This window comes from Rhodoblastus acidophilus, from assembly GCF_025961575.1.
GTDB lineage: Bacteria > Pseudomonadota > Alphaproteobacteria > Rhizobiales > Beijerinckiaceae > Rhodoblastus > Rhodoblastus acidophilus_C.
Map to the genome: position 1 here is coordinate 97,716 of NZ_JAOQNX010000007.1, position 11,634 is coordinate 109,349.

The window sequence follows — 11,634 nt, forward strand, 5'->3', positions numbered from 1 at the left end:
TAGAGCTGACATATTTAGCGCCGGGAAGGGATGTGATGGACCAGGCCTTGCAGCGCCAGACCGCGCCGCCGCCCCCGCCCGTGGAGCAGCCGGCGGCCGAGCCGATGTTCGACCTCATCGAAGCCCTGTTCTTCGCCTATCGCGATTTCGTCGGCGACGCCGACCGGCTGCTGCTGCGCTATAATTTCGGCCGCGCCCATCACCGCGTGCTCTATTTCGTCGACCGCCGCCCCGGCCTGTCCGTCGCCGAACTGCTCGACCTCCTGAAAATCACCAAGCAGAGCCTCAGCCGCGTGCTGAAGGAATTGCTCGACGGCGCCTATATCGAGCAGCGCCCGGGCATCGCCGACCGGCGCCAGCGCCTGCTGCACGCCACCGACAAAGGCCACGCTTTGGCGCAGGAGATCGCGCAGGTGCAAACGCGCCGGTTCGCCCGCGCCCTGGAAAAACTGCCCGCCGGCGCCCGAGCCCAGGGCGCGGCGTTTCTGGCCGCCATCAGCGATGCGGGGGACGGCGCATGACGGAAATTCCGACCCCGCAGGACGACGCGCCGCATGTGCTGCTGGTCGACGACGACCGCCGCATCCGGCAATTGCTGTCGCGCGTGCTGCAGCGCGAGGGCTATCGCGTCACCTCCGCCACCAGCGCCGAGGACGCCAGCGCGCATTTAAAATTGCTGCATTTCGACCTGATCATCCTCGACGTGATGATGCCCGGCGAAAACGGCTACCAATTCGCCGCGCGGCTGCGCGCCGACGCGGGCGAGATCGGCCGGGCGCCGATCCTGATGCTCACCGCCCGCGCCGAACTGGAAGACCGCATCAAGGGGCTGGAGTCCGGCGTCGACGATTATCTGGCCAAACCCTATGATGTCCGCGAACTCACCCTGCGCGTCGCCGCGCTGCTGCGCCGCTCGCGCCCGGTGGCGACGGCGGCCTCGCCCAATCCCGCCCGGTTCGGCGAGTTCTGTTTCGATCCCGACCGGGGCGAGCTGAAAAAAGGCGACGAGATCATCCGCATCACCGAGCGCGAAAGAGACATGCTGCGCATCCTCAGCGAAAACCCGGGTGAAACGGTGACGCGCGAGGCGCTGGGCGGCGGCGAGGCGGCCAACGAGCGCACCGTGGACGTCCAGGTCAACCGCTTGCGCCGCAAGATCGAGGAAGACCCCGCCAATCCCCTGCTGCTGCAAACCGTGCGCGGCATCGGCTACCGGCTGGCGGCGGAAAGATGACGGTTTTCGGGCGACTGCGCGCCCTCTGGCAAAAATTCGCGCGCCTGCTGGCGGGCGCGATGCCCAAGGGCCTCTACGCCCGGTCGCTGCTGATCGTCATCGCGCCCATGGTGATCCTGCAAGCGGCCATCACGGTCGTGTTCATGGAGCGCCACTGGAGCCTCGTCACCTTTCGCCTGTCCAATGCGGTCAGCCAGGACATAGCGGCGCTGATCGACATCCACCGCGAATTCGGCGCCTATGACAAGGACAGCGACAAGCTCGAGGAGATCGCGCGCAAGCGTTTCGGCTTCGACGCCGAAATTTTACCGCCGGGACCGCTGCCGCCCGCCCTGCCCCGCCCGTTCTTCTCGCTGCTCGACCGCGCGCTGTCCCAAGAGATCGGCCGGATGATCCCGCTGCCGTTCTGGATCGACACGGTGGGCCAATCCGATTTCCTCGAAGTGCGCGTCGACCTCGGCGACGGCATATTGCGCGTGGTGACGCGGCGCAGCCAGGCCTATGCCTCGAACACCCATATTTTCATCGTCTGGATGTTGAGCACGGCGGCGGTCTTGATCGTCGTCGCCATCCTGTTCATGCGCAACCAGATCCGCCCGATCATGGCGCTGGCCGACGCCGCCGAAGAGTTCGGCAAGGGCCGCGAAGTCGAGTTCCGCCCGCGCGGCGCCCGCGAGGTCCGCCGCGCCGCTTACGCCTTTCTCGAAATGAAGCGCCGCATCGAGCGCGCCATCGAGCAGCGCACCACCATGCTCAATGGCGTCAGCCACGACCTGCGCACCATCCTCACCCGCTTCAAACTGTCGCTCGCCCTGCTGCCCGACGAACCCGAAGTCCAGGACATGGCCGGCGACGTCAATGAAATGCAGCGCATGCTCGAGGCCTATCTGGCTTTTGCGCGCGGCGATCTCGGCGAAGTGGCGTCGCCGACCAACATCCCCGCCCTGCTCGACATGCTGCGCCAGGAATCCGAGCGGCTCGGCCACAAGACCCATGTCACCTATGCCGGCGAGCCCATCGCCACCGTGCGCCCCGACGCCTTCAAGCGCTGCCTCGCCAATCTGCTGGTCAATGGCGTGCGCCATGGCAAGACCATTGCGCTCGAGGGCTCCTGCGACCGCAAATTCCTGCAAATCCACGTCGACGACGACGGCCCCGGCATTCCCGCGGACAAGCGCGAGGAGGTTTTTCGGCCCTTCGTGCGTCTCGACGAGGCGCGCAACCAGGACGAGGGCGGCACCGGCCTCGGCCTCGCCATCGCCCGCGACATCGCCCGCTCGCACGGCGGCGACATCTATCTTTCCACATCCCCGCTCGGCGGCCTGCGCGCCAGCGTGCGGGTCCCCGTCTAAGGAGAATTCATGGACCTGGTCAAAATCGCGCTGGACGACCTCTCGGGCGCCGAAACCTTTCCGCTGGATGCGCTGATGACCCTGCGCCAGCGCTGGAGCGAGGCGCGCGACCCCTTGCTGTCCGCGCTCAACGCCTATGCTTCGGGCGCCGACCGCTCGCCGGAAAACGCCTCAAAGGCCTTTTTCGGCCTGCATCTGCTCGCGGAAAAGCGCGATGCGGCGGCTTTCGCGCCGCTGGTCTCGGTGGCGCTGGAGGGCGAGCCGCTCTACGATATGATCGGCGACGGCGCGACGGAAACGCTGCCCAGCCTGTTGATCAGCCTGTGCGACGGCGATTTCGCCACGCTGCGGAAATTGGTGGAGACGCCGGAAGCCGACGAATGGGCGCGGGTCGCGGCGATTGAAGCGCTGAGCTGGTTCACCCACAAGGGCGACATCCCGGTCGAGGAGACGCGCGCCCAGTTCTCAGGCTGGTTCGAAACCCTTTTGCCGCGCGACACCCATGTGGTCTGGTACGGCATGCAGGCGGGCGTGGCGCTGCTGGGTTTCGGCGATCTCGAGCCCCTGGTCGCCCGCGCCTTCCGCCAGAAACAGGTGGACAACACGATTCTGGCCTTCGAGGATTTCCAGGACGACCTGCGCGCCGCCCGCGCCGACCGCGACGGCTTTTTCAAGGAGCGCGGCCTCGGCCCGGTCGAGGACGCGGTGGCGGCCTTAGAAGTTTTCGACGTCGACGAAGAGGATTTCGCCCCGCCCGCCCCCGCCGAGAACAAGTTTAGAGATGTCGGCCGCAACGACCCGTGTCCGTGCGGCAGCGGCAAGAAATTCAAGAAGTGTTGTTTGGGGAAGGAGTAAACGCCCTCTCCCTGCCTCGCTCTTCTCCCTCGCCCCGCTTTAGCGGGGAGAGGGTTGGGGTGAGGGGCAGGGTCGCGACCCTCGACGTCGTCAGGAAAGCATTCAAACGACTTGTCTGACGACATTGAAGCCAATGCCCCAGCCCCTCACCCTGTCCCTCTCCCCGCTAAAGCGGGGCGAGGGGACGCGCGGCGACGCCTCGCGAGACGCCCAGCGCCTCACCCCTTCTCATGAAAATGGTTATAGACCAGCTTCGCGGTCGCGGCGGACAACCCTGGCGTCTTCTCCAAATCCGCGAGCGACGCCCCGGCCACCGCCTTGGCGGTGCCGAACGCCTGCAACAGCGCCCGTTTCCGCGCCGGCCCGATGCCGGCGATCTCATCGAGCGGGTTCTTCACAAACTCCTTTTTCCGCTTGGCGCGGTGCGTGCCGATGGCGAACCGATGCGCCTCATCGCGCAGGCGCTGCACGAAATAAAGCGCGGGGTCGCGCGGCGGCAGCCGAAACGGCTCCTTCCCCTCGACAAAAAACGTTTCGCGCCCGGCGTCGCGGTCGACGCCCTTGGCGATCGACGCCAGCGTGATCCCCTCCACCCCGAGCTCGCGCATCACCTGCAGCGTGGCGGAAAACTGCCCGCGCCCGCCGTCGATCAGGATCAGATCCGGCTTATGAGGAAACGCCTCGGGATCGTTGGTCTCCGGCTCCCCCTCCTTCAGGATGCGGGTAAACCGCCGCCCCAAAACCTCGCGCATCATGGCGTAATCGTCGCCCGGCGCGATCTCCGACTTGATATTGAAGGTGCGGTACTGGTTTTTGACAAAGCCTTGTGGACCCGCGACCACCATGGCGCCGATGGCGGCTGAGCCCATGATGTGGGAATTGTCGTAAATCTCGACCCGGCGCGGCGGCTTATCCATGCCGAACGCGGCGCCAAGCGCCTCCAGCAGCCGCTGCTGGCTGGCGGCGTCGGCGAGTTTGCGGCCCAGGGCCTCGCGGGCATTGCGCTGCGCATGCCCGACCAGCTCAGCCTTTTCGCCGCGCTTGGGAACGACGACCTCGACCTTATGCCCCGCTCTCGCGGAAAGCGCTTGGGCCAAAAGCTCGGCCTCCTCGATCTCATGCGAGAGCAGCACGCAGCGCGGCGCCGGGCGGTCGGCATAAAATTGCGCCAGGAACGGCCCCAACACCTCGCCGGGCGTCAAAACCTTGTCGGCGCGGGGAAAATAGGCGCGGTTGCCCCAGTTCTGGCAAGCGCGGATGAACACGGCCTCGACGCAGAACGCGCCGGCCTCCTCGTGCAGGCCGAACACGTCGGCCTCCGGCGTGTTGCGCGGATTGATCCCCTGCTGGGCCTGAATGGCGGCCAAAGCGGCGATGCGGTCGCGCAGCCGCCCGGCGCGCTCGAACTCCAGCTCTTCCGCCGCGGCGTTCATTTCCGCCGCAAGCCGCTCGCGCACCGCCCGCGATTTCCCGCAGAGAAAATCCCGGGCCTCGCGCACCAGCTCGTCATAATCGCCCGGCGAAATCTCGCCCGTGCAGGGACCGGAACAGCGCTTGATCTGGAACAGCAGGCAGGGCCGGGTGCGGTTGTCGAAAAACGAATTTTCGCAGGAGCGCAACAAAAACGCCTTTTGCAGCGTGTTCAGCGTGTTGTTGACCGCCCAGACCCCGGCGAACGGGCCGAAATAATCGCCCTTTCGCGCGCGGGCGCCGCGATGCTTGACGATCTGCGCGCCGCGCTCGTCCTTGGTCAGCAGAATATAGGGAAAACTCTTGTCGTCGCGCAGCAGCACGTTGAAGCGCGGTTTGAGCTGCTTGATCAGATTGGCTTCGAGCAGCAGCGCCTCGACCTCGGTCTCGGTCGAGGCGAACACCATGGTCGCCGTCAACGCGATCATGCGCGCGATGCGGTTGGTGTGGCCGCTCACCCGCATATAGGAGGCGATGCGCTTTTTGATGCTCTTGGCCTTGCCGACATAGAGCACCGCGCCATCCTCGGCGAGCATGCGATAAACGCCCGGCCCCGAGGGCGCATGCTTCCAGTGGTCGCGAATCGCGCGCACGCCGCGCTTCAGCGCGTCCGGGCTCTCAGACGCCTCGAAATCAAGCTCGAGCGCCGTTTCCGGCGCAAGCTCCGCGTCGTCTTCGTCGTCCAGATTGGGCGTGTCGGGAAGATCTGTGTCCGGGTCCGGGATCATGAACAAAAGTCAGCATTTGCCGCATGTTGATCCAGGTTCTGGACCTCGCGCGATTTTACCGCTAGCACTGTGGTTAACAAACCGTCAACGCGGGATTCAGGGAGTGCGTATGGTCGAGTCGAAAGCGGTGTTGCGCCTGTTCGCGGCCCTTCCCCTTCTTCTCGCCGGATGCGGCGGCGACATGGATCCCATCGCCACCGCCACGATGCAAGCCCCGACGCATAGCGTGATCAGCCCCTCGGGCGCGAGCCCCCGCCCCGCCACGCTGGCGGTCACGCAGCTCGACGCGCCCGAACCGCTGAAGACCAAATTCCTGGCCGAATTCAACGCCGACGCCGCCAAGCAGGAGGTCGCCCTCACCGATTCGGCGGGCGCCCGCTATCTCGCGCGCGGCTATATCTCCGCCTATCCCGACAATGGCGGCGCCCGCCTCACCTATGTCTGGGACATCTACGACAACAAGGCGCATCGCGCCCAGCGACTCAACGACGAAATCGCCATCAAGGGCGCCTCGCCCGACCCGTGGTCGCTGGTCGACGCCGCCGCCCTCGCCGCCCTCGCCCAGCGCAGCGCCGACGATGTCGCGGCCTATCTCTCCAACACGCCGGAAGCGCTGGCGGCCATGCCATCCACGCCGACCCGGGCGCTGTCCTACGCGCCGATCCGCTGATCCGCCGATCCCAGGTGCGACTTCAAGTCTTTAACGAAAATGCGACAGCATCCGGCTATGGCATTGTTCATCGCCGGTCGCGCTGCTAAGACGCCGCCAACTTCAACGTAACGACACGAGATGTCTGGCGTCATGAAAATTCTTGCGGGCAATTCCAATCGGCCGCTGAGCGAGGCCATCGCCGCCTATCTCGGCGTCCCCCTGACCAAATGTCAGGTCCGCCGCTTCGCCGACATGGAAGTTTTCGTCGAAATCCTCGAAAACGTGCGCGGACAAGACACGTTCGTCATCCAGTCGACCTCCTTCCCCACCAATGACCATCTGATGGAGGCGTTGATCATGATCGACGCCCTGCGCCGCGCCTCCGCGCGCCGCATCACGGCGGTCATGCCCTATTTCGGCTACGCCCGACAGGACAGAAAGCCGGGACCGCGCACCCCGATCTCGGCGAAACTGGTCGCCAATCTGATCACCCGCGCCGGCGCCGACCGCGTGCTCACCGTCGATCTCCACGCCGGCCAGATCCAGGGCTTTTTCGACATCCCCACCGACAATCTGTTTGCGGCGCCCGTCCTGGTGCGCGACATCCAGGACAAGCTGGACCTGTCCAATGTGATGGTGGTGTCGCCCGACGTCGGCGGCGTCGTTCGCGCGCGCGCGCTGGCAAAGCGCATCAACGCCCCGCTCGCCATTGTCGACAAGCGCCGCGAGCGCGCCGGCGAATCCGAAGTGATGAACATCATCGGCGAAGTGAAGGGCAAGAGCTGCATTCTCGTCGACGACATCATCGATTCCGGCGGCACCCTGTGCAATGCGGCGGAAGCTTTGCTCAATGTGGGCGCGGCGGACGTGCGCGCCTATATCACCCATGGCGTGCTCTCGGGCGGCGCGGTGGCGCGCATTTCCTCCTCAAAACTGAAGGAACTGGTGATCACCGATTCCATCCAGTCCACCGAGGCCGTGCGGGTCGCAAAAAACATCCGCGTCGTCTCGATCGCGCCGCTGATCGGCGAGGCCATCGACCGCACCGCCAAGGAAGAAAGCGTTTCGAGCCTGTTCAACTGAGGCTTTGCGATGCGTGCCGGGTCTCCTGCGCACGCATCGCGTTAGGATCGACAAGATCTCGGCAAGCCGGCGCGCGCCGCGACAGATGTCACGTAGAAATGATCCGGGGAAAGCGAGGAGAATTCAGTCGCTTATGCAGATCGCACGCCGGCCCGGGCCAAAACAGGACCCCGCGCGGTTGAGCGCGCAAAATATTCGACGTAGCCTGCTAACATCATGAGTGACGGATGTCTTTGATCTGAGTCATTTGGAATCCGTCGCCCTTTTCCTCTTCGGCAGAAAGGGGAGCAGATGATTGCAGCGCGACGCCCGCTCTGGTTTGGCCATGGCGACGAACAACGTTTGTTTTATCCTTTTGGGACGAGGCGCAAAGGCTACCGCGTGTCCGGGCGGCGCATCGAAAGCCTCGACCGCTGGACGCGATGGCGGGCGCAACTTCCGCTCACTTTGTTCACCGTCTACTTCCTGCCGGTGGTTGCGCTTTGGGGCCCCGCCTGGTCGGGCTCCGGCCGGCTGACGGCGCAGACTTTGGCGCTCGCGCTCGTCCTGCTGATCCTCCTGGTGCTGGCGAGCGGCTGGCTGATCGACCGTCTCGCCCTCGCCGTGCTGCTGCGCGGCTGCGCGACCCTCGACCGCGCGCCGACGCGGTCGGAGCAACAGGCGAGTTCCGGACGGGTGGGCCAATCCTTCGCCAACCGCAATGCCGCGCCGCTCGTGGTGCGCTGGGCGTGTCTCGTCGTCGGCGTCGTCGCCCTCATGGTCGGGCTGCACGGCGACGACATGCTGCTCATCCTGTCCGGCGCGCTGCTCGGCGCCCTGTTCGCTTTGGGCGCGGTGCGGGACAGCTGCGCGCGCATTCATCTCTGGCTGCTGTTCGACGCCGTGCATTTCGAAGCCGCCGATCGCTGAGCGACGCAAAAGCGGGAGAGGAGAGGCGATGACCGAGGCCGCTCTCGAACAGCGGGACGCCCGTCCCATGACCGCGCAGGAGAAGCGGGTCATCGTCGCCTCCTCGGCCGGCACGGTGGTGGAATGGTACGATTTCTTTGTCTATGGCTCGATGGCCGCGACCATCGCCAAGAATTTCTATTCCAACGTCAACCCGACCGCCGCCTATATTCTGGCCCTGCTCACCTTCGCCGCGGGTTTCGCCGCGCGTCCGTTCGGCGCCTTGCTGTTCGGTCAGCTCGGCGACCTCTTCGGGCGCAAATACGCCTTCATCCTCACCATCCTGATCATGGGAACCTCCACCTTTCTGATCGGGCTGTTGCCGGATTTCGACTCGGTCGGCATTGCGGCGCCGATGATGCTGGTGGCGCTGCGCATGACCCAGGGCCTGGCGCTCGGCGGCGAATACAGCGGCGCCGCGGTGTTCGTCGGCGAACATGCGCCGGAGCGCCGGCGCGGCTTTTACACCTCCTGGATTCAGACGACGGCGAGCCTCGGCCTGCTGCTGTCGCTGATCGTCATCCTCGGCGTGCGCGGCCTGCTGGGAAAGGCGGAGTTCGAGGCGTTCGGCTGGCGCATTCCCTTTCTCCTGTCCTTCGTGCTGCTCGCGGCCTCGATCTGGATGCGCCTCAGACTCCGGGAAAGCGAGGCGTTTCGCCGGATGAAGGCCAATGATCGCGGCGCGCGCCGGCCGCTGTTCGAGGCGTTCGGCTATTGGAACACGGCGCGGATGGCGCTGATCGCGCTGTTCGGCGGCACCGCCGGGCAAGCGGTGGTGTGGTACACTGGCCAGTTCTATGCGCTGTTCTTCCTGACCCAGGAGCTGAAGGTGGACCATGCCACCGCCGATCTGCTGGTGGCGGCGGCGCTGGTGATCGGCGCGCCGTTTTTCGTCCTGTTCGGCTGGCTGTCGGACCGCGTCGGCCGCAAGCCGATCATTTTGGGCGGCTGCCTGCTCGCCGCCGCGCTCTATTTTCCCATTTTCAAGGGTTTGACCGTCGCCGCCAATCCGGCTCTGGCGCAGGCGCAGGCCGCCGCGCCGGTGCGGGTGATCGCCGATCCCGCTTCTTGCGCCTTCCAGTTCGATCCCGTCGAAAACGCCGATTTCCGCAGCTCCTGCGATGTCGCCAAAAACGTGCTCGCCAATGCCGGCGTCAGCTATGCCAACGAGGCCGCCCCCGCCGGCGCGCTGGCGCGCGTCGCCATAGGCCGGACCGAGATCGCAGCCTTCGAGGGCGCCGGTCTTCCGCGCGAGGACATGGCGAAAAAGCGGGACGCCTTCGAGGCGGAGGTGAAAAAATCGATCGCCGCCGCCGGCTATCCGCTGCGCGCCGACCCCGCCCGCGTCGACAAGCCCAAGGTTTTGGTCTTGCTGACCCTGCTGATCATTTTGGGCGCCATGACCTATGGTCCGATCGCGGCGCAACTGGTGGAGTTTTTCCCCACCCGCATCCGCAGCACCGCCGTCGCCCTGCCCTATCACCTGGGCAATGGCTGGTTTGGCGGCATTCTGCCGCCGCTGGCCTTCGCCATGGTCGCGGCCAGCGGCAACATCTATTCCGGTCTGTGGTATCCGATCGGCGTCGCGCTGATGACCTTTGTCGTCGGCCTGCTGCTCGTCCCCGAAACCCGGGACCGCGACATTTTCGCCATCGACTGAGCCGCCGCGACGCCTGCCCAAAACAAAGGCAGTGTGACGATATGCGGAGGGATGCGGCGTTGTTTTCGCTTTCCCCTTACTGCGCCATGTGCTTTTTCAAAATCCCGCTTGCCGCCGCGCAAGCCGTCCGAGTTTCAGCGCGTGGATCGAACAATGACCTTCGAACAAGATCTCAAGTCCATCATCCGCACCATCCCCGACCATCCCAAGCCGGGCATCCTGTTCCGCGACATCACCACGCTGCTCGGCGACGCCCGCGCTTTTCGGCGCGCGGTGGACGAACTGGTCCAACCCTTCGCGGGGCAAAAAATCGATGCGGTCGCCGGCATGGAGGCGCGCGGCTTCATTCTCGGCGGCGCCGTGGCGCACCAGCTCTCCGCCGGCTTCATTCCGATCCGCAAGAAGGGCAAGCTGCCGCACACCACGGTGTCCATGTCCTACACGCTGGAATATGGCGTCGACGAGATGGAAATGCATTCGGACGCGATCAAGCCGGGCGAAAAGGTCCTGCTCGTCGACGATCTGATCGCCACCGGCGGCACCGCCTGCGGCGCGATCAAGCTGCTGCGGCAGATGGGGGCGGAAGTGGTCGCCGCCTGTTTCGTCATCGACCTGCCGGAACTCGGCGGCGCCGAACAGCTCGGCGCGCTGAACGTGCCGGTGCGCTCGCTGGTCGCCTTCGAAGGCCATTGAACCTAGGGGACGCGCCGCAGGGCGCGTCCCGTCCGGCTCCGCGCAAGCCAATGGGCGCAAAATCGTATCGGAGGAAAGCCGCGCGCCGCGCGGTGGGGAAAACATCCGATGCGTTACGAGCGCCGCGCCTCCATCCGGCACAAGATCTTCGACCATGTCGAGGCCGTGATCTTCTACGGCGAGCTGCAAATCCGCGCGACCATCGCCGATATTTCCAATGACGGCTTGCGCCTGGTGATCGACGCGACGGAAACCCATCCCCTGCCGCCCTCGCTGGGGGTCGGGACCCATATCGAGGTCGCGGTCAAGGAGGACGACCGCGCCATCGAATGCGAAGTGCGGCGCATCGGCGAGGGCGAACTCGGCCTGCGCTTTTTCGACGGCGTCAGCAATGCGCGGCGCAAGGCGCTGATCGCCCGCATCCTCCCGGCGCCGCCGGTCGAGGCGCCTATTTCTTCTTCATGAAGGCCAACAAGGCGTAATCGGGCTGAACGCCGGGCGCGCCGGCGATCTGGCTATAGACCAGCGTGTCGCCGGACAGGCGGATGTCGATATCGTCCATTTTCGTGGCGTCGATCGGATTGAGCATGGTCAGACGGGCGCCCTTCACCCGGCCGACCTTGGTGCCGGCGGCGATCTGCGTGGCCACCCCTTTTTCGAAGGTCAGTTCGCCATCGTCGGCGAGCGAAAAGCTGTCGACTTCGGTGAAGTTTTGCGGCGGCATGCCGTCGCAGGTCATGGAGGCCTCGCGGACCACAAAAGTCTTCTCGTCGCCGCTGAATTTCATCATGACGTCGCCGCACAGCACGATCTTGTCGCCCATCTGGAACGCGCCCTTTCCGGACCAGACGCCATCGATGAAGCGCGCGCTTTCGGCCGCGAGGGCGGAAGAGGCCAGGACCGGCGCCAATAGGAGCAAGAAGATTCGGAACATCGTCAAACGCCTTCTCTTGAAAAAG

At 65.4% G+C, this 11,634-nt stretch carries 12 protein-coding genes; 10 read left to right on the forward strand and 2 right to left on the reverse strand.

Translation table 11 applies throughout. The features are described 5' to 3' along the window. Window positions 1–35 precede the first annotated feature (35 nt). The 4 genes from M2320_RS06705 to M2320_RS06720 are packed head-to-tail and all read left to right on the forward strand — an operon-like array spanning window position 36 to window position 3,441. A complete protein-coding gene (locus M2320_RS06705) occupies window positions 36–521 on the forward strand; it encodes a MarR family winged helix-turn-helix transcriptional regulator (RefSeq protein WP_264596603.1) in 486 nt (161 codons plus the stop codon). Further along, window positions 518–1,234 (forward strand): response regulator transcription factor, encoded by a 717-nt coding sequence (locus M2320_RS06710; RefSeq protein ID WP_184428817.1) that lies wholly within the window; start codon window positions 518–520, stop codon window positions 1,232–1,234. The genes M2320_RS06705 and M2320_RS06710 overlap by 4 nt, the downstream gene beginning before the upstream one ends. Then, on the forward strand, window positions 1,231–2,586 hold the full coding sequence (locus M2320_RS06715) for an ATP-binding protein (protein ID WP_264596604.1): 1,356 nt from the start codon (window positions 1,231–1,233) through the stop codon (window positions 2,584–2,586). Before M2320_RS06710 ends, M2320_RS06715 begins: the two co-directional genes overlap by 4 nt. Window positions 2,587–2,595: 9 nt before the next feature. Beyond that, a complete protein-coding gene (locus tag M2320_RS06720; protein WP_264596605.1) occupies window positions 2,596–3,441 on the forward strand; it encodes a DUF1186 domain-containing protein in 846 nt (281 codons plus the stop codon). 218 nt (window positions 3,442–3,659) lie between these two features. Here M2320_RS06720 and uvrC read toward each other — a convergent pair whose 3' ends face one another. Next, window positions 3,660–5,639, reverse strand: coding sequence for an excinuclease ABC subunit UvrC (uvrC, locus tag M2320_RS06725; protein ID WP_264596606.1), 1,980 nt, complete (start codon window positions 5,637–5,639; stop codon window positions 3,660–3,662). A gap of 109 nt (window positions 5,640–5,748) precedes the next feature. On the opposite strand from uvrC, the gene M2320_RS06730 reads away from it, so the two are divergent. The 6 genes from M2320_RS06730 to M2320_RS06755 all read left to right on the forward strand — a co-directional run bounded on the left by M2320_RS06730 (window position 5,749) and on the right by M2320_RS06755 (window position 11,140). Next, entirely contained in the window at window positions 5,749–6,309 is a 561-nt protein-coding gene (locus tag M2320_RS06730) for a hypothetical protein (protein ID WP_264596607.1), read from the forward strand. Window positions 6,310–6,441: 132 nt separating this feature from the next. After that, on the forward strand, window positions 6,442–7,374 hold the full coding sequence (locus tag M2320_RS06735; protein ID WP_184428821.1) for a ribose-phosphate pyrophosphokinase: 933 nt from the start codon (window positions 6,442–6,444) through the stop codon (window positions 7,372–7,374). Between the two features lie 381 nt (window positions 7,375–7,755). After that, window positions 7,756–8,283, forward strand: a complete 528-nt coding sequence (locus tag M2320_RS06740; RefSeq protein ID WP_264596608.1) for a hypothetical protein — start codon at window positions 7,756–7,758, stop codon at window positions 8,281–8,283. A gap of 28 nt (window positions 8,284–8,311) precedes the next feature. Continuing rightward, entirely contained in the window at window positions 8,312–9,982 is a 1,671-nt protein-coding gene (locus M2320_RS06745) for an MFS transporter (RefSeq protein WP_264596609.1), read from the forward strand. A 153-nt stretch (window positions 9,983–10,135) separates the two neighbouring features. Next, window positions 10,136–10,675, forward strand: a complete 540-nt coding sequence (locus M2320_RS06750; protein WP_184428823.1) for an adenine phosphoribosyltransferase — start codon at window positions 10,136–10,138, stop codon at window positions 10,673–10,675. Window positions 10,676–10,783: 108 nt separating this feature from the next. Next, window positions 10,784–11,140, forward strand: a complete 357-nt coding sequence (locus tag M2320_RS06755) for a PilZ domain-containing protein (protein ID WP_264596610.1) — start codon at window positions 10,784–10,786, stop codon at window positions 11,138–11,140. On the opposite strand, the gene M2320_RS06760 is transcribed toward M2320_RS06755, so the two are convergent. After that, window positions 11,124–11,609, reverse strand: coding sequence for a hypothetical protein (locus tag M2320_RS06760; protein ID WP_264596611.1), 486 nt, complete (start codon window positions 11,607–11,609; stop codon window positions 11,124–11,126). The genes M2320_RS06755 and M2320_RS06760 overlap by 17 nt on opposite strands. Window positions 11,610–11,634 lie beyond the last annotated feature (25 nt).

What these genes read in the sequence shown, in the direction of transcription:
- M2320_RS06705 (WP_264596603.1), top strand. Translation starts at nt 36, where the DNA reads ATGGACCAGGCCTTGCAGCGCCAGACCGCGCCGCCGCCCCCGCCCGTG.
- M2320_RS06710 (WP_184428817.1), top strand. Translation starts at nt 518, where the DNA reads ATGACGGAAATTCCGACCCCGCAGGACGACGCGCCGCATGTGCTGCTG.
- M2320_RS06715 (WP_264596604.1), top strand. Translation starts at nt 1,231, where the DNA reads ATGACGGTTTTCGGGCGACTGCGCGCCCTCTGGCAAAAATTCGCGCGC.
- M2320_RS06720 (WP_264596605.1), top strand. Translation starts at nt 2,596, where the DNA reads ATGGACCTGGTCAAAATCGCGCTGGACGACCTCTCGGGCGCCGAAACC.
- uvrC (WP_264596606.1), bottom strand. Translation starts at nt 5,639, where the DNA reads ATGATCCCGGACCCGGACACAGATCTTCCCGACACGCCCAATCTGGAC.
- M2320_RS06730 (WP_264596607.1), top strand. Translation starts at nt 5,749, where the DNA reads ATGGTCGAGTCGAAAGCGGTGTTGCGCCTGTTCGCGGCCCTTCCCCTT.
- M2320_RS06735 (WP_184428821.1), top strand. Translation starts at nt 6,442, where the DNA reads ATGAAAATTCTTGCGGGCAATTCCAATCGGCCGCTGAGCGAGGCCATC.
- M2320_RS06745 (WP_264596609.1), top strand. Translation starts at nt 8,312, where the DNA reads ATGACCGAGGCCGCTCTCGAACAGCGGGACGCCCGTCCCATGACCGCG.
- M2320_RS06750 (WP_184428823.1), top strand. Translation starts at nt 10,136, where the DNA reads ATGACCTTCGAACAAGATCTCAAGTCCATCATCCGCACCATCCCCGAC.
- M2320_RS06755 (WP_264596610.1), top strand. Translation starts at nt 10,784, where the DNA reads ATGCGTTACGAGCGCCGCGCCTCCATCCGGCACAAGATCTTCGACCAT.
- M2320_RS06760 (WP_264596611.1), bottom strand. Translation starts at nt 11,609, where the DNA reads ATGTTCCGAATCTTCTTGCTCCTATTGGCGCCGGTCCTGGCCTCTTCC.